18 protein-coding genes and 3 pseudogenes are annotated in these 15,192 nt (G+C 68.4%); 13 read left to right on the forward strand and 8 right to left on the reverse strand.

Annotated features, from left to right (window positions below; genetic code table 11):
- A pseudogene (locus ACFZDL_RS46840) lies at positions 1–107 on the reverse strand (pyridoxamine 5'-phosphate oxidase); the annotation flags it as partial.
- 273 nt (positions 108–380) lie between these two features.
- Complete coding sequence (locus tag ACFZDL_RS46845; protein ID WP_353597205.1) at positions 381–968, reverse strand: TetR family transcriptional regulator; 588 nt, start codon at positions 966–968, stop codon at positions 381–383.
- A gap of 109 nt (positions 969–1,077) precedes the next feature.
- On the opposite strand from ACFZDL_RS46845, the gene ACFZDL_RS46850 reads away from it, so the two are divergent.
- The 3 genes from ACFZDL_RS46850 (at position 1,078) to ACFZDL_RS46860 (ending at position 4,387) form a co-directional block, all read left to right on the forward strand.
- Complete coding sequence (locus ACFZDL_RS46850; RefSeq protein ID WP_353597206.1) at positions 1,078–1,767, forward strand: nitroreductase; 690 nt, start codon at positions 1,078–1,080, stop codon at positions 1,765–1,767.
- 816 nt (positions 1,768–2,583) lie between these two features.
- Entirely contained in the window at positions 2,584–2,967 is a 384-nt protein-coding gene (locus tag ACFZDL_RS46855) for an Rrf2 family transcriptional regulator (RefSeq protein ID WP_391194574.1), read from the forward strand.
- 178 nt (positions 2,968–3,145) lie between these two features.
- Positions 3,146–4,387, forward strand: coding sequence for an amidohydrolase family protein (locus tag ACFZDL_RS46860; RefSeq protein WP_353597208.1), 1,242 nt, complete (start codon positions 3,146–3,148; stop codon positions 4,385–4,387).
- A gap of 110 nt (positions 4,388–4,497) precedes the next feature.
- Here the strand turns inward: ACFZDL_RS46860 and ACFZDL_RS46865 are convergent.
- The 3 genes and pseudogenes from ACFZDL_RS46865 to ACFZDL_RS46875 all read right to left on the reverse strand — a co-directional run.
- A pseudogene (locus ACFZDL_RS46865) lies at positions 4,498–4,741 on the reverse strand (transposase); the annotation flags it as partial.
- Between the two features lie 132 nt (positions 4,742–4,873).
- Positions 4,874–5,431 carry an SMI1/KNR4 family protein gene (locus ACFZDL_RS46870; protein ID WP_353597209.1) on the reverse strand — a complete coding sequence of 186 codons (558 nt, stop codon included), beginning with the start codon at positions 5,429–5,431 and terminating at the stop codon, positions 4,874–4,876.
- A gap of 300 nt (positions 5,432–5,731) precedes the next feature.
- Positions 5,732–6,802: an AAA family ATPase gene (locus tag ACFZDL_RS46875; protein WP_353597210.1), complete on the reverse strand. Its 1,071-nt coding sequence runs from the start codon at positions 6,800–6,802 to the stop codon at positions 5,732–5,734.
- 22 nt (positions 6,803–6,824) lie between these two features.
- Between ACFZDL_RS46875 and ACFZDL_RS46880 the strand changes: the two genes are divergently transcribed.
- From ACFZDL_RS46880 to ACFZDL_RS46905, 6 genes and pseudogenes are all read left to right on the forward strand, one after another.
- Entirely contained in the window at positions 6,825–7,385 is a 561-nt protein-coding gene (locus ACFZDL_RS46880) for a hypothetical protein (protein WP_353597211.1), read from the forward strand.
- Positions 7,382–7,497, forward strand: a pseudogene (locus tag ACFZDL_RS46885) (AAA family ATPase); the annotation flags it as partial. The gene ACFZDL_RS46880 and the pseudogene ACFZDL_RS46885, both read left to right, overlap by 4 nt.
- An 89-nt stretch (positions 7,498–7,586) precedes the next feature.
- The gene (locus tag ACFZDL_RS46890) at positions 7,587–8,036 is read left to right on the forward strand and encodes an SRPBCC family protein (protein ID WP_353597212.1); all 450 of its coding nucleotides are present in this window, start codon (positions 7,587–7,589) and stop codon (positions 8,034–8,036) included.
- Between the two features lie 302 nt (positions 8,037–8,338).
- Positions 8,339–9,295: an ISL3 family transposase gene (locus ACFZDL_RS46895; protein ID WP_353597213.1), complete on the forward strand. Its 957-nt coding sequence runs from the start codon at positions 8,339–8,341 to the stop codon at positions 9,293–9,295.
- Positions 9,292–9,699 (forward strand): hypothetical protein, encoded by a 408-nt coding sequence (locus tag ACFZDL_RS46900; protein WP_353597214.1) that lies wholly within the window; start codon positions 9,292–9,294, stop codon positions 9,697–9,699. The genes ACFZDL_RS46895 and ACFZDL_RS46900 overlap by 4 nt, the downstream gene beginning before the upstream one ends.
- A 15-nt stretch (positions 9,700–9,714) precedes the next feature.
- On the forward strand, positions 9,715–9,939 hold the full coding sequence (locus ACFZDL_RS46905) for a transposase (protein ID WP_353597222.1): 225 nt from the start codon (positions 9,715–9,717) through the stop codon (positions 9,937–9,939).
- A gap of 8 nt (positions 9,940–9,947) precedes the next feature.
- Here the strand turns inward: ACFZDL_RS46905 and ACFZDL_RS46910 are convergent, their stop codons facing one another.
- Together ACFZDL_RS46910 and ACFZDL_RS46915 are read right to left on the reverse strand one after the other, a co-directional pair.
- Positions 9,948–10,430, reverse strand: coding sequence for a hypothetical protein (locus ACFZDL_RS46910; RefSeq protein ID WP_353597215.1), 483 nt, complete (start codon positions 10,428–10,430; stop codon positions 9,948–9,950).
- A 386-nt stretch (positions 10,431–10,816) separates the two neighbouring features.
- Positions 10,817–10,975: a hypothetical protein gene (locus tag ACFZDL_RS46915; protein WP_353597216.1), complete on the reverse strand. Its 159-nt coding sequence runs from the start codon at positions 10,973–10,975 to the stop codon at positions 10,817–10,819.
- A 468-nt stretch (positions 10,976–11,443) separates the two neighbouring features.
- Here ACFZDL_RS46915 and ACFZDL_RS46920 point away from each other — a divergent pair, with 468 nt between their 5' ends.
- The 3 genes from ACFZDL_RS46920 to ACFZDL_RS46930 all read left to right on the forward strand — a co-directional run bounded on the left by ACFZDL_RS46920 (position 11,444) and on the right by ACFZDL_RS46930 (position 13,267).
- The gene (locus ACFZDL_RS46920) at positions 11,444–12,157 is read left to right on the forward strand and encodes a hypothetical protein (RefSeq protein WP_353597217.1); all 714 of its coding nucleotides are present in this window, start codon (positions 11,444–11,446) and stop codon (positions 12,155–12,157) included.
- A 367-nt stretch (positions 12,158–12,524) separates the two neighbouring features.
- Positions 12,525–12,788 (forward strand): hypothetical protein, encoded by a 264-nt coding sequence (locus tag ACFZDL_RS46925; RefSeq protein WP_353597218.1) that lies wholly within the window; start codon positions 12,525–12,527, stop codon positions 12,786–12,788.
- Positions 12,789–12,802: 14 nt separating this feature from the next.
- A complete protein-coding gene (locus ACFZDL_RS46930) occupies positions 12,803–13,267 on the forward strand; it encodes a transposase (protein WP_353597219.1) in 465 nt (154 codons plus the stop codon).
- Between the two features lie 60 nt (positions 13,268–13,327).
- Here ACFZDL_RS46930 and ACFZDL_RS46935 read toward each other — a convergent pair whose 3' ends face one another.
- A complete protein-coding gene (locus tag ACFZDL_RS46935; RefSeq protein ID WP_353597220.1) occupies positions 13,328–14,041 on the reverse strand; it encodes an SDR family oxidoreductase in 714 nt (237 codons plus the stop codon).
- A 71-nt stretch (positions 14,042–14,112) separates the two neighbouring features.
- On the opposite strand from ACFZDL_RS46935, the gene ACFZDL_RS46940 reads away from it, so the two are divergent.
- Positions 14,113–14,928: a helix-turn-helix transcriptional regulator gene (locus ACFZDL_RS46940; protein WP_353597221.1), complete on the forward strand. Its 816-nt coding sequence runs from the start codon at positions 14,113–14,115 to the stop codon at positions 14,926–14,928.
- Positions 14,929–15,192: the final 264 nt, after the last annotated feature.

A 15,192-nucleotide genomic window follows, 5' to 3' on the forward strand; every position in this document is an offset into this window, starting at 1 on the left:
GTGTCCAGACGCTTGTTGCCGGTCGCGTCCGGTATCGCCACCGTCCGTGTGTCCAGGACGGCGACGAACCCGGCGGGGCCGCCGCGCGGGGAAACAATGAGCGCCCCCAGGGCCTGCTCGGCCCTCTGAAGGCCCATTCAGGCGGCCCGCTCAGGGTTCTCAGAGGTCGCCTCGGTGTGGAGGGCTTGAGCGGCACGCTCCAGCTCGATGCGGTCCCTCTTGGGCATCTCCAGGGTGGCGCTGACCTGGCCGATGTATCCGGCGCGCTGGGCGAACAGCCGGGGCGACGCCGTCGGTGCCGCGTGTTGTGAAGACGGGTATCCGCAAACGGGCGAACAGCGGCGGGCAAGGAGGGAGGGCTGCTGCCGGAGGCCGAGGGGTCATCCCGCGAGGGCGTGCGCGAGAAGGGTCTCCGCTGCCGTCCGTGCGTGCCGACCGTAGTCCGCTTCGCCCAGCACCATGGCCCGGCTGGCCGCCCCGTCCGCGAGGGTGACCAGCTGTTCGGCGAGTGCGGCCGGCTCGCGGCAGCCCAGCTCCGTCACCAGTGCGGTGACCAGCCCTACCATCCGCAGTTTCTGCTCGCGGGCGTAGGAGTGGACTGTGCTGTCCGGGTCGGGGAACTCCGCCGCGGCATCGATGAACGGGCACCCGCGCACCGGTGCCGCGTCCGGCGCGGGCTGGTCGAACAGCCCGAGGATCCGCTCGCGCGGAGGGATGTCCTCGCGGGTCAACACGCTCTCCAGGGTCGCCCCCGACGAGGCGAGGTCCTGGAGGTGGGCGATCACCAGGTCGCTCTTGGTCCGGAAATGCGCGTAGAGCGTCCGCTTGGACACCGGTGCCGCCTCCGCGACCTGCTCCATGCCGGTCGCGTTGATCCCCTGGACCGCGAACAGCCGGGCGGCGGCGGCCAGGATGCGCTCCCGTCCGCCACGCCCGCGCCCCCCGGAGGCCGTAGTCGTCGCGCTCATGCATCAAGTATACGCCTGCGTTTACTCCAGCAGGCGGCGCCTGCTAAGGTCCCGCCATACACCCAAGGTAAACGGTTTCGTTTACATTGTTGCTGTCGAGGAGTGTTCCATGAGCCTGCTGGTCCCCACCGAGCTGAGCGGCTGCGCGGAGAAGCTGATACGCGGCCGTCACGCGACCCGCGCGTTCCGTCCGGACGCCGTGCCCGAGGACACCATGCGCGCGATCTTCTCGCTGGCCGGTGCCGCGCCGTCCAACTCCAACGCGCAGCCGTGGCGGGTGGAGGTGGTCAGCGGCGCCGCGCGCGAGCGCCTGGCGGACGCCTTGCAGGCGGCCCACGCCGCACACCGCACCTCAACGGACTTCCCGTATTCCGAGGACATGTACGCACAGGTGCACCAGGCGCGCCGGGCCGCGTTCGGCGCCCACCTGTACGGAGCACTGGGCATCGGCCCCGACGATCACGAGGCGCGGACGGCCTACGACGCGCAGAGCCTGCGCTTCTACGGCGCGCCGCACGCCGCGTTCCTGTTCGTCACCGGGGACGGCGGGCCCCGGCTGGCCGCCGACGTCGGCGCCTACCTGCAGACGCTGCTGCTGGCGATGACCGCGTACGGCGTGGCGAGCTGCCCGCAGGGGCTGCTGAGCTTCTACGCCGACACGGTCCGCGCCGAACTCGCAGTCAGCACAGGGCGACTGCTCGTGGGCGTCTCCTTCGGCTTCGCCGACGATGCCGCGCCGGTGAACCAGGTCACGACCGAACGAGCTGCGCTCGAAGAGATCGCGACCTTCCACGGCTAGGGTCCGTCTTCGAAGATCGTGGGATGGTGGATGACAGTGGGGTGATACGCCGCCATGAACTCACCGACCAGGAGCGAGAGTTACTTGCTCCGCTGATACGGCGGGCCTCCACGAGCCGACCGCGTATGCCGGACCGGCAGGTCATCAACGGCATGGTCCCCAAGATCCGGACCTGGATCTCCCGGCGTGACGTTTCGGAACGCTACGGACCCCTGGAAGACGGCGTACACCCGGTTCCGCCGCTGCGTGCTGGACGATGTGCCCACCCGGACCCTGCAGCAGATCCAGGCCCGCGCGGACGCGGCCGGTGACATCGACTTTGGGCAGGGGCCACGGAACACCCCAGGCGGCAGTCAACGGCATGGACAGCACACGGGAAACGTCCGCCACCGTGAAGGCGACGCGATCCCGTGCTCACCGCCGATTGCGGCCGAACAGAGGTGTCGCAGCGGCCAGGCCATGCCATGCCATGCCATGCCATGCCATGCCAGCAGGACCGGTAGTGCGCACCGGGTGGGTGCGCACCACCGATACGCGGCCCGCCAGCGATGGGGGCCGACCGGGCGGGCGGCAGCGGACCCCCGGCCGGGACAGATCCTGGCGGCTCGCGGTGCTCCGCCACTGCGGGCCGGGCCGGGAACGGGGCGGCTGTGCCTGGCGGGCACCGCCGCCCTGCCGAACCCGGCCGGAACTACGCCTCGGTTGACCATGGATGTAACTGCAACTAGCCTGATTGCAGTTAACCGGTGGCGATGACGGGAGCAGGAGTTGGCGGGGCTCAGCAGCAGGAGCGCGGTCGCGATTCACGCGCTCGCGATGCTGGCGCACCGGCGCGGGGGCTCGTTGACTTCCGCGGAGATCGCGGACAGCCTCGAGAGCAACCCAGTCCTCGTGCGGCGCATCCTCGGGCGCTTGCGAGACGCTCAACTGGTGCGGTCCACCGAGGGCCGAGGGGGCGGCTGGTCCCTTGCCCGGGACCCGCGGGACATCACGCTCCATGACGCGTACGCCGCCGTCGAGGAGGGCCAGATCTTTTCGCGGCACACCCGTCCGCCCAGCGGGGCGTGCGAGGTCGGACGCCACATCGGCGACCTGCTTGACGCCGAATTCCAGAACGCGGAGCGAGCTCTGGAGCAACAGCTCGCCAGGACGACGATCGCCGGCCTGCTGCAGCAGATACTGGCCTCCGGCAAGAAGTGAAGGATCACCGATCCAGCAGTGGCGCATGCACACCCTGCGCCGCAACACATAACTTAACCGTAACTGATTTAGTTGCAGTTTGTTCTGGGGCGGGCGTCCCAACCCTCCCGGCTCCGATGCCGACAGCCGCACGATGCGTGCACCACGGCCCGACCACCTACGCGCCAGGAGGAGAACGATGCCGCAGGAATCCGAAGCAGTCGTGAACGCCGAGGCTAGCGGCCCGGCGACCTACGACCTCGTGGTCAGGCGCGCACATGTCTTCGGCGGCCGCCAGTCGCTCGCCGGTCTGCACGACATCGCCATCAACGGCGGACAGATCGCCTCCGTCTCACCCGAGCCGCTCAGCGGCACACAAGAGGTGGACGCGGCCGAAGGATGGGTCATGCCGGGCCTGATCGACACTCATATCCACTTCTACGACGTGCGCTCGGTCTCCGATCCCGACTCGATGCGGGCCTTCGAGGAAAACGAGCTCCCCGAAAAGCTCAGGCTGTTCCTCGACCACGGCGTCACCACCATCAAGTCGGTGGGCGATCCGACGGACGGAATCCTGGACACTCGGGCCAGAATCGCCGCGGGCACGCTGAGAGGCCCGCGACTGCTGGCAACCGGCTGCGGCATCACCGGACGCGACGGGCACCCCGCCGCCACGGTCTTCCGCGACAACCCCTGGGCGCGCGAACGCTTCACGGGAGAGGTCAACAGCGTGCAGCAGATCCGCGACCTGGTGCACCACCTCGCTGACCGCAAGGTGGACGCGATCAAACTCCTGTCGGAAGGCGCGTGCGCACACTCCGGCGGGCCGAAGTACCTCTGGCAGAATCCAGCCTTTCCGGATGGTGTCGAGCTGGAACGGCTACCCCTCGACCTCCTTCGGGCGGGTATCGAGACCGGGCACGACAGGGGCCTTCGGGTTACCGTCCACACCACCCAGCAAGCCGCGGCACGCGAGGCGATCGAGGCCGGGGCGGACGGCCTGGAGCACGGTGTCACCATCGAGCCCCTCACTGACCACTCGCTCATCGACCTGATGCTCGAGCACGACATCACCTACACGCCCACGCTCTGGATCGACGACGCCCATCCGGACGCCCGTGACAATCTCAAAAAGGTCGCTGAGGCCGGCGTGCACATCACGCTGGGCAGCGACACCTTCAGCGGTCGGGGCCTGTTCGGAGCCAACACTCTGGAAGAGGCCGAACTCATGGCGGCGGCCGGGATGACGCCCACGCAGGTGCTGGCCGCAGGCACCAGCGGCGCCTCGCGACAGTGCGTCCGCCCCGACCTCGGCACGGTGGCCCCCGGCAAGCGTGCCGACCTGCTCGTCCTGAACGCCGACCCCACCGCGGACATCGGCAACCTCCACAACCTCAGCATGGTGATCCTCAACGGCGAACTCGCCCTCGACAAGCGCTAGGTGTGCAGGGCCGCAGGGAGGCCCATTCGTCCAGCAGGGTGCGGTTGAAGCGTTCGACCAGGGCATTCGCTCTGCAGGTCCTGGCCAGGAGGCGCTCGTGCAGCCGGAGCCAGACCCGGCCTCGTCCATTCAGCCGGGCGGCGCCAGCAGGTCATGCCCGAGCCGAAGCCGAGTTCTTGCGGCAGGTGTTCCGGGGCGATCCCCGTGTGCAGGATGAACAGGATGCCCTGGAAGACCAGCCGGTCCGGAGGGGGCCTACTCCGAGTGCCGAATCCGACGCTCCACCTTCGGTAACAGCGACTCGACCACCGCCCACAGTTCGTCATCCACTTCCCCCGGCTTCGGCAGCGCCACCCCGTACACCCAGATCACCAGACGCGCAGCCAGTGCATTGGTCACCCTCCCGGTGCCCACACTCCGAAGGGAGCCGTGAGCATGCCCGGGACGACAGCGCCTGCACCAACGGGACAAAGCGTTGCCGTTTCGCTATGCGCCAGACGACAGCCGACCCGCGGCCTGCTCCCATGGCTGAGGCTCGACCACGTCGCCCCCGTCGAAGGCGTCCTCCTCGAACCAGCCTGTCCCCGCGAGCCATGTCTCCAGCCACGCTGCGAGGCTGGCGGAGTCGAGGAACCAACACTCATCCCACGATCCGCCGCTATACGGGTTCGGCTCGAAGAGCAGGACCTGACCGTCCTCACTGAGACAATCAACGCCTGCATACATGCCACAGCCCCAGGTCAGGATCGGTACGACGCCTTCGGGCCACTCCGGGTGCTCCACTCCAACCGACGCCTCACGTCGCGTCAGGTATTCGCCAACGACGCTGGAGTTCGGACCAAGCAGTGGCAGCAGTCGGTAGTCAGGGCCGAAGCCACCGTCAGCAACCTCGCGATACAGGCGCGCAAGTAGGGGATGCAGCGCGAAGCCCAGTTGCCTCTCGGCCTCCGCGATCTGGGCATTGTCGACAGGCGCGGGAAGGTCCTTGCTGTCCGATGCGGCCCGGGTGGCGACGCGTTGCACGAGGTCATCAATGTCGGTCATGGCCGTGATGCTGCCAGAGCTCACTGACATGTCGGCGCCCAGGGCCGCCGGGCGGACAGGGAGGCGACAGGAAGTTCAGAGAAGCCTCGTCCGTTGCCCGATGCTTCGTCTCGACCTCGCCCAGGTCCCCCGGCTCCTGGAGATCGAGGCCAACGCCCACGAGCGGCTCAAGGAGGCACACCGGATGCAGTGGCTGGGCGAGGTCGCCGCTCTGAAGAAGAGCCTGGGGCACATTAGCGAGAAGAAGAAGCAAGCCGACCACCTTCGGCGGCGGGCTGAGTGCGGCGAGAGCGGCTTTAGTCAGTTCACCAGGGCGCGATGGCGAGCTTCCCGGACGATGCGATCGGCGGTCTCCTCGGGAGTAAGGGCCGCGGTGTCAAACCACCACCCGACATCGCCGAGCTCTCGCTTCATGTCGGCATCGAGATCTTCATAACCGTCGAAGTCGAACCGCTCCCGTGGATCACGGATGGTGTTGCGGTACTGGCACGCCTCGATGCCCGGTGCGAGAACGACGAACAAGACCTTCCGAGCCGGGAGGAGAGAGACGAAGAAGTCCAGCTGCGCGCGGTCAGGGATCACCCAGTCGATCACGGGGGTGAAGCCGGCGTCGGAGAAGTTGTTTGCCAGCGTGCACAGATTGCGGTTGCACAGCTCCACTTGGCGCGCCGCCTCGTCGGCAGGCTCGCCAAGGGCCCAGACGCGACCGCTGACGATCAGCCTGCTGATGAAGTCGCCGTCGAGCCGGGCGGAGCGTGGCAGGCGCTCGGCGACGAGCCTGGTTACCGTCGACTTCCCGGCCCCCGGCATCCCCGTCACAATCAGGCAGTCCGGTGTCTCAGAGGTGATCACGCTCGCGATCGTGTCAGCGTGCCTGGTGGTCGGCAATCGTATTCTCCCTCGGCTGAGGTAGCGGCCGAAAGTGATCACTTCGAAGTACAGAGAAGGGTCTTCGCCTCCTGCGGCCAGGAAGCCTTCTTCGAAGGGTACGTGCAAAGATAGCTGAGCCGGGCCAGGGCGGAGACCGAACGGTGGATCGCCTTCCGTTCGCACTTCAACATCGAGAGCTTCTACTGCCGCCCTGGCATCGAAGGCGCCCACGAGAAGGGCGGAGTCGAAGGGATGATCGGCTACTTCCGTCGCAACCACTTCACCCCGGTGCCGGAAGTCGACTCTCTCGCCGAGCTGAACGAGATGGTCGACCAGTGGGACCTGCACGACGGGCATCGCCGGATCGGTCCGCGGCCGCGGACCGTCGACGAGTACTTCGCCGTCGGGCGGCCGCTGTTGATGCCGTTGCCCGAGGAACCGTTCGAGACGGGCCAGCTGTTCACGCCACGGCTCGACCGCTACAGCCAGATCGCCGTTCACACCAACCGCTACTCGGTCCCTGGTGATTTACGACAAGAACGTCGAGGTGGCCCGCCACGAGAGGCTGATCGCGAAGGGCAGCTGCCGCCTGGACCTGGACCACTATCTCGAAGCCCTCATCCGCATGCCGGGCGCCTTGCCCGGTGCCACGGTCCTGGAACAGGCCCGGTCAGCAGGCAAGTTCACCCCGGTCCACGATGCCTGGTGGACCCAGGCCCGCAAGGTTCACGGCGAGCGGGACGGCACCCGGGCGTTGATCGAGGTACTGCTGTTGAACCGCCACCTCGCCCACGAGCATGTCGACGCGTGCCTGGCCACCGCGCTGCGGGCCGGCGCCCTGACCGCCGACGCCGTTGCCCTGGAGGCCCGCAAGGCCGCCCAGACGGAGGACGAGCCAACCGGCGGCGCATCCATCCCGGCAGCTCCGGGACAGACGTCGGCCACCGTCACGTCGCTGCTTGCGTGGCGGCTCGCACACCTTCCGCCGGACACCAGGCCGCTGCCGTCGGTGACCCCCTATGACCAACTGCTCCGACGCCGCCGCACCAGCGGCGGCGACCACCGTGAGGGAGAAGCACAGTGACCACCCTGCCCCGCCAGCGAGCTCGACCGAGCAGGCCGCTGACGCCGCGATCGACACTGCCTGCCGCCTGCTGCGGCTTCCGTCGTGTCGGGGCAGATTCCGCCGCCTCGCGCGACCCTGGAGAAGCGCCGCCGAGCCTGAGATCAGACATGTGTTCGCCCCGGGCAAAGGTCCAGAATCCCCGGCGTCTAGGGTGAGCTTGTGCAGCATTTCGAGGTCGTGACAGCCGTCGCGGCACCCCCGGACCAGGTGTTCGCGGTATGCCTGGACGTGGAGTCGCATACCCGCTCGATGGCCGATTCGTCGGAGCGAGCGGTTGGCGGCAAGACCCGGGGCGAGCTGGCGCTTGGTGACACAGTGACCTTCCAGGCTCGCCACCTCGGCCTGACCTGGCGACTCAAAGCCCGCATCACCTCTTACGACCGGCCCCGAAGTTTCGTGGACGAGCAGGAGTCCGGACCCTTCAAGCGATGGCGTCACGCCCACCACTTCGAGCCGGACGGCGCCGGCGGCACCATCATGAGAGACGTCATCGACTTCGCCTCACCGCTGGGACCGGTCGGAGGCATCGTCGACAGACTCCTCCTGAGCCGCTACATGCCCCACCTCATCAGAATCCGCAACGCCTACTTGGCCAGCACTTTCGACTGAGTGGCCGGGCCAGGCGCCCCTGCTCCGCTGCAAACGGCCCGCACCGCCGGTGGATCAGAGCGGGCGCGATGCGCCTCTGCCCAACAGAGCAACCCGACGGGGACAGGGCGCCAGGGCCCGAATTAACTAACAACGTCCCCTCACGGGCGCCCGGCCGTCCCATGCACTGACGTCATTTCTCGGGGTCTGGCTCACATTCCGTGGAGCATGCACGCTGAGTGACGGTTGTCGGGCGAGTGGACCTTGGGGAAGTTGCCCGGAACTGGCCCGTACCGGGTGCGGTGTGGCTGACAGTTCGGCCCGTGGAAGAAAGGGTGCTCCGGCTGGAGGAGCTGCTGTTCCCGTCGATCGCCGACGTGGCGGTGCTGTCGGTCGACGTGAGCGACGAGGCGGTACGCATAGAGGCTCGAAGCACGGTGGCTGGGGCCGTCTGTCCCGGATGCGGGAGCTGGTCACGGCGGATTCACAGCTCCTACCTGCGCTTTCCCGCTGATGTGCCCAGCGGAGGCAGACGGGTCGCTCTCTGTTTGCGCGTCCGCAGGTTCCTCTGCCCGGTCATCTCGTGCGGGCGGCAGACCTTCGCCGAACAGCTGCCGGGCTTGACCCGTCGGTACGGCCGACGGACCGAGCGCCTGCGGTCGACGCTGGCCGCGGTCGGCCTCGCGCTCGCCGGTCGGGCCGGTGCCCGCATGGCGCGCGTCTTCGGCGTGTCCGTGAGCCGCAGCACGGTGTTGCGGCTGGTCGAAGCGTTACCCGACCCCGAAGTTCCAGCCCCGCGGGTGGTCGGCGTCGATGAGTACGCAACCCGCAAAGGGCGTCACTACGGGACTGTCCTGATCGACGTCGAAAGCCGGCGTCCACTGGACCTGCTGCCCGACCGGGAGGCGTCCAGCCTCGCAGCTTGGCTCGCGAAACGGCCCGGGGTGGAGGTGGTCTGCCGCGATCGGGCACCGTTCTTCGCCGAGGGTGCCACGGCCGGGGCACCGCAGGCGGTGCAGGTCGCGGACAGGTGGCATCTTTGGCACAACCTGAGCGAGGCTGCGGAGCGATGCGTCGCAGACCACCGCGGATGCCTGCAGGTTCTGGCGCAGATCCCGCCCAGCCTGCCCCCGAGCCGGAGAAGTTCGAAGACTCCTCCGGCTCGCCTTGGCCGAGGGGACACCGCTTCGCTGACCGCACCCGTGTCAATCACGCGACCGTCCACGAACTGCTGGCCGCCGGGCTCAGTCGGAGGGCGATCGGCCGCCAACTCCGGATGACCTCCCGCACCGTCAAGCTCCTCGCTGACGCAGCCACCCCGGAGGACCTGTTCCAGGGGCAGTGGCAGGGCCGACCATCCAAACTCGATGCCTTCAAGCCCTACCTGGATGACCGCTGGAACCAGGGCTGCACGAACGCCTGGAGGGTATGGGAGGAGATCGTGCCGCTCGGCTATCAGGGCAGCTACCAGCGGGTTCGCGCCTATTTCCGGGAGAAGCGGCTCTCGCCAGGCCTCGTCACGGCTCGGCCACCGTCATCCCGGGTCGTCGCCGGATGGATCCTCCGCCGGCCGGAGACCCTCACCGAGACGGAGCACCTTCGGCTCAAGGCCGTTCTGGTCCACTGCCCTGAACTGGACGCCCTCACCGGCCACGTCCGCTCCTTCGGTCAGATGCTCACCTAGCGCCAAGGCGAACGGCTGCCGCAGTGGCTCGATGCCGTCCGGCGAGACAACCTCCCCGGCCTCCATACCCTCGCCGCAGGCATCGACCGTGACCGCGATGCAGTCATCGCCGGCCTCACCCTGCCCTGGAGCTCCGGGGTCGTCGAAGGCCACGTCAACCGGATCAAGATGCTCAAACGCCAGATGTTCGGCCGGGCCGGCTTCCGGCTTCTCCGCAACCGCGTCCTGCTCTACTCGTGATGCACAGGTCAGACTGCATCATCAAGGAGCCCGAAGCCTTCCGGAAACCCTTCCAGGAACTCCCGCCGCGCGGGGTCGGACTCGGCTTCGGCCATCGACCCGAGCAGATCGATGAGTTCGCTCCGTTGGTCGCTCGACAGCTTGCTGAGCAGGTGGGCGACACCCTCCAGGACCTTGACGGCGTCGTCCGGATCCATCTGCTCGTCTTCACTGCCCTCGATGAACCACAGGACATCGGCCAAGGCCGCGGCCAGGGCGTGGGTCAGAGACGAGTACACGGGCATGAAGGCGGTCTCCCAGCAGGTCACGGCAGCAGAGTCCGGCCATGCCACCACACGCCACTGAACATCACACTCAGCCAGCCCTCCACGGAAAGTGAGCCAGAACCATTTCTCGTGAACATTCCCGAGGCCGCCGACCGCCAGCTGCTGCCCAACGTGCTGGACAAACGCTGCTGCTGAAAGTGAACGAAGCCAACCCGGTGCGTACATCGTTCCCCTCCAGGGAAAAGCGGCAGCCGCGCCCGCGGTAGGTCGGCAGGCTCCGCCCTACGGCGCTGTATGCAGCGGCCGTGCGGTGCCGGCCTGCTACCCGTGCAGCACCCTTGTGGCGCCCGGCCCATGCAAATGCTGCGCTGCACCGGCGACACCGTCCCGCTGCCACCCGGCGACCACCACCAGGACCACGAGCGGCACACCGGTGACGACGTCTGCTGCCCATCGGGTAGCAACCTGCTGCACACCATGGCGAGCAACACGACCAGGAGCAGCGGAACCCGTCGCCGCAGGCCCTCGGCTCATACCTCACACCCTCATACGCACCTCGCCCACCTGGGGAAACGGGCTGGGTGGCACACAGGAGCAGCCGGGATCGACGTTTACAGGATGGTGCCGTGCAGGGCGCGGCGGTCTCCGGAGATCGCGTAGCGACGGGGGGCGAGGCCGTGCTCGATGGGCTCGCCGATCTGGTCGCACAGCAGCGCCAGGACGTCGGCGGCCTCGGTGTCAGAGAGGTAGGTCGGCGCGACTTCGAGCATCAGCTCGCCGATCGCGTGGCTGCTGGCGGCGAGGTCGTCGACGACGCGGCGCAGCGCGGCGATGGTCGGGTCCGCCGGCGGATCGGCGGGCGGTGGAGGCGGTGCGGTGCGGTGCGGACGTCGCGGACGGCCTGGCGGACCACCGCGCGCACCGTCGGCTCATCGAGGCCTGGAGGCCGCTGTGGGCGAGCGCGGCGAGGCGGCGGGTGATCAGCTCCGCGACGTCGTCCGTACGGCCGGAGACCAGCATACCCCGTCTACCTGGGGAAACGACCTGTGAACCTCGCAGCCTTAGAGCTTCGGCGGGCCGCGTGACACCCGCGCTTGTGAGGCGGGCGGAGCGGGCGCCGGCCACCCGCTGCTGGAATTGAGCGGTCCTGTGTGGGCCACCCCTGGCAGGATCCACGCATGCTCATCACGCCTCGCCCAGGATCCAACCGGCAGAACCTCCTCGATACGTTGCGGACCGTGCACACCGCAGCGGTCAACGAACGCGGCGGGGTGGGCCACTCCAGTGCCTACCACCGGCTGCTCAGCTATCTGGAGTGGGCACTGCGCTCAGCCCAGCAGCTGCGGAACCAGGTCAGCCCCGAAGACCTCACCGCCCTGGTCCTGTCGAAGCGCCACGACACGCTCCTGGACGGCGTCGGGCACCTCGCGGGCTCGGAGCAGCAGCGTCTTGTGAACCTGCTGGTGGACCAGGAACTGGCTGAGCGCATCGAGACCCTCGAGGCGGCGATAGACCTGCTGCAGTCGCTGATGACCCGCTGGGACGGACGGGAGTGGTTCGTGGTTGCCGACTCAAGCTTCTACGTTCAGAACCCCGACAAGCTGGGAGACGTCGACCTGCACCAGGTGGTGGGTCTGTCGTCCGGCGAGCACATCCGGTTGCTGTTCCCGATCGCCGTGGTCGACGAACTGGAGGGCCTGAAGGAGGCGGGTAAGCACCGGGCGCGATGGCGAGCGGGCCACACACTGGGACTTCTGGACGGCACGCTGAAGGGATCCCTGTCCGGGATCCTGCGCCGGTCCCGTCTCACACAGGACGAAGTCCGCGGCGGCATCAGCCCGGAAATCGTCCTGACCCGCCTGGGCATGTGCGGCTGTCCCTCGCCGATGACGAGATCATTGATCGGGCGGTCGCGATCCAGTCCCTCGCGGGGCGCCCCGTGCGGCTGTTGACCTGCGATACCAGTCAGCACACCCGAGGAAGGGCGGCTGGTCTGCAGGTGACGAAGGTTCCAGCGAAGGATCCTGGGCCGGAACCCGACTGGGAGGCTCAGGACAGGACTGGAAACGGCACCCGCGCCAAGCGTCGCGAGAGGCAGGCCGCCGACGCGGGAACCCTCAAGGCAGACGGATCGGCCTAGAGGCCCAAGCCGATATCGCCTGTGAGCCTTAGAGGCCGCGCGGATAGGCGTGGTTGGGGGATCTGGCAACAGAACGGGCACAGGTCCCGGTGATCATGGAGTTGCGACGCTCTGTGACCACTGGGGAGACCTGTGCCCGCGCTGCCGCCATGGCTCACCGAACCGCTTTGGACCAATTCGTGGCTCTGCTGCCCGAGCGGCCGGAGTTCCATCCGGACCATCCGCTCGGCTGCCACCGGCGGCGCATCAGCGACCGGATCATCTTCGACAAGCTGCTGCAACTGCTGCGCTTCGGCTGCTCCTACGAGGCGATCGCCGACATGACCTGCTCGGCCGCCACGATCCGAAGCCGCCGCGACGAGTGGATACGGCTCGGCTTGTTCGCCCAGCTCAAGCAGATCGCACTGGAGTCCCTACGACCGGATCGTCGGCCTCGTCCTTGACCAGATCGCCGTGGATGGCTGCCATCACCAAGGCGCCCGGAGGCGGCGAGGTGGCCGGTCGCTCACCGGTCGACCGCGGCAAACAGGGCCTGAAACGCTCGGGTATGACGGACGGGTATGGCATTCCCCTGGGGCGCGTCCTGGCCGGCGCCAACCGCCACGACTCCTCCCTGCTCGCACCGACCCTGGACCGCCTGGATGACCTCGGCCCGTTACCCGACGGCATCACCGTGCACCTGGACGTCGGCTACGACTCGGACAAGACTCGTGCGCTGCTCAGCGAACGCGGCCTGCACGCGGCCGCATCGCACACAAAGGCGAGAAAGCGCCCATCCAGGCCAGTCGGCGTTGGCATGTCGAACGCACCCACGCCTGGCAGAACGCCTTCTACCGGCTCGCCCGCTGCTACGAGCGGCGCGCCACGGTCATCGACGCATTCTTCGACCTCGCCGACACCGTCATCACCGTCCGCAGCCTGATCCGCCGAGCCTGGACCACTCACCGCTGGGACACCCGTCCCCGACACCGCCCATGACTGATCACCAGGGCACGGGCGTTCCGTCCCAGGAGAAGAAGCCACCGGTGGGGCCGTCGTCCAGCAGCAAGGCTAGGCGGAGGGCACCCTGCGCGGCCTCGGCCGGGTCGCCGCCGGCAGCGGCGGCCCGGGGGTTGAGATCGGTGGCCCGCAGGCCGGGGGCGAGCGCGTTGACCTTGAAGCCGTCCTCGGCCAGCGTTTGGGCGTAGAGGACGGTGAGTGCGTTGAGGGCGGCCTTGGACGACCGGTAGGCGGCGGCGCCGCTTCCCGGGGTGAACTGGGGGTTGGGGGTGGTGCTCCAGGTCAGCGACGCGGTGCCACTGGAGATGTTGACTATGCGCGGGCGCGGGGACCGGCGCAGGGCGGGCAGGAAGGCATTGGTCACCGCCACTACCCCGAACACATTGGTCTCGTATGTGCGCCGGTACTCCTCGACGCCGGTGTCGGTCGGCGGGGCGAGTGACGGCGAGATGCCAGCGTTGTTGACCAGCACGTCCAAGCGGTCCACCTGAGCCGCGGCCTGTGCGACGCCGCCGGGATCTGTCACGTCGAGGACCAGCAGACGGGCCCCGGCTCCGATCTCCTCGACGGCCCGCTGCCCGCGCCCGGGGTCACGGGAGCCCACGTACACGGTGAAGCCCTCGGCAGCGAGCAGCCGGGCGATATGCTTGCCGATGCCCTTGTTGGCACCGGTGACCAGAGCTGTGTGTTTGTTCATGGCAACCACGCTTCCCTGGTCGTGGGTGCCCTGCCAGGGACAGCCTGTACCAGGCAGTGGGAGGAGGCAACATGGCACGGCAAGAGCTGGCCCACTACCTGCGGGACCGCCGGGCGGCCCTGCGTCCGCACGAGATCGGCCTGGCGACGACGGGCACCGACCGCCGCACACCGGGTCTGCGCCGCGAAGAGGTGGCGGAGCTCGCCCACATGTCGGTCGACTACTACACGCGGCTGGAGCAGGCCCGGGGCCCGCGGCCATCGGCCCGGATCCTGGACGCGCTTGCCCGCGCGCTGCGGCTCACGCCGGCCGAGCGCAGCCACCTGTTCCGCCTGGCGGGTTCGAGCGCGCCGCCCGGCACCAGCGCCGTGCGGCGGGTGCGCCCGCACGTGGCCCGGATGCTGGACCGGCTGCCGGAGACCGCTGCCATCGTCACTGACGCGGCGTACGACGTCGTCGCCTGGAACCCCCTGGCCCAGGCACTGCTCGGCGCCGACCTCGGAGACGGGGCGACGAACCTGGCCCGCCGCCGCTTCCTGGGCCAGGGGCGGACGCACGAGAGCTCCAGCGCCGAGGAATTCGGGCACATCGCCGTGGCGCGGCTGCGCCGGGCCGCGGACCGCTACCCGCATGACCCGCAGCTGGCCGCGCTGCTGGCCGAACTACACGCCAGCAGTGAGGAGTTCCGGCAGATCTGGGAGACGCGTCCGGTCCACGCTCCCGGGCACCGCACCAAGACCCTGGACCATCCGGAGGCCGGTGCGCTGCGGTTGAACTGCGACGTCCTGCTTGTGCCCGAGGATGACCAGGAGGTTGTCCTGATGACGGCCGACCCCGGATCACCTGCCGTGCGGGCCCTGCGCAGGCTGGCCACGCAGGCGACCTGAAACGAAGGATGCGCACAGGTCTCGCCAGCGGTCGCAGAGCGTCGCAACTCCATATTCACTGGGGCCTGTGCCCACCTTGATGCCGAGGCTTTCCCCGCCGCCTATCTGCGCGGCCTCTAAGCGCTACGAAAAGGGCTCGATCATCCTGACCTCGAACAAGACCTTCAGCAAAGCGCACTTGTTCCGACGAACTCGTGCAAGGTGCTGCCGAAGTGGGACAAGTTCGACGCGACGGGAGGGTGCCCTTGGAGAGCTGGTCAGAAG

Source organism: Streptomyces sp. NPDC007917, assembly GCF_042959105.1.
Lineage (GTDB): Bacteria > Actinomycetota > Actinomycetes > Streptomycetales > Streptomycetaceae > Streptomyces.

Excerpts from the sequence above, each read along its gene's own strand:
- ACFZDL_RS46845 (WP_353597205.1), bottom strand. The coding sequence starts at position 968 with ATGAGCGCGACGACTACGGCCTCCGGGGGGCGCGGGCGTGGCGGACGG.
- ACFZDL_RS46850 (WP_353597206.1), top strand. The coding sequence starts at position 1,078 with ATGAGCCTGCTGGTCCCCACCGAGCTGAGCGGCTGCGCGGAGAAGCTG.
- ACFZDL_RS46855 (WP_391194574.1), top strand. The coding sequence starts at position 2,584 with ATGCTGGCGCACCGGCGCGGGGGCTCGTTGACTTCCGCGGAGATCGCG.
- ACFZDL_RS46860 (WP_353597208.1), top strand. The coding sequence starts at position 3,146 with ATGCCGCAGGAATCCGAAGCAGTCGTGAACGCCGAGGCTAGCGGCCCG.
- ACFZDL_RS46870 (WP_353597209.1), bottom strand. The coding sequence starts at position 5,431 with ATGACCGACATTGATGACCTCGTGCAACGCGTCGCCACCCGGGCCGCA.
- ACFZDL_RS46900 (WP_353597214.1), top strand. The coding sequence starts at position 9,292 with ATGACCTCCCGCACCGTCAAGCTCCTCGCTGACGCAGCCACCCCGGAG.
- ACFZDL_RS46910 (WP_353597215.1), bottom strand. The coding sequence starts at position 10,430 with ATGTACGCACCGGGTTGGCTTCGTTCACTTTCAGCAGCAGCGTTTGTC.
- ACFZDL_RS46915 (WP_353597216.1), bottom strand. The coding sequence starts at position 10,975 with ATGCTCGAAGTCGCGCCGACCTACCTCTCTGACACCGAGGCCGCCGAC.
- ACFZDL_RS46930 (WP_353597219.1), top strand. The coding sequence starts at position 12,803 with ATGGCTGCCATCACCAAGGCGCCCGGAGGCGGCGAGGTGGCCGGTCGC.
- ACFZDL_RS46935 (WP_353597220.1), bottom strand. The coding sequence starts at position 14,041 with ATGAACAAACACACAGCTCTGGTCACCGGTGCCAACAAGGGCATCGGC.
- ACFZDL_RS46940 (WP_353597221.1), top strand. The coding sequence starts at position 14,113 with ATGGCACGGCAAGAGCTGGCCCACTACCTGCGGGACCGCCGGGCGGCC.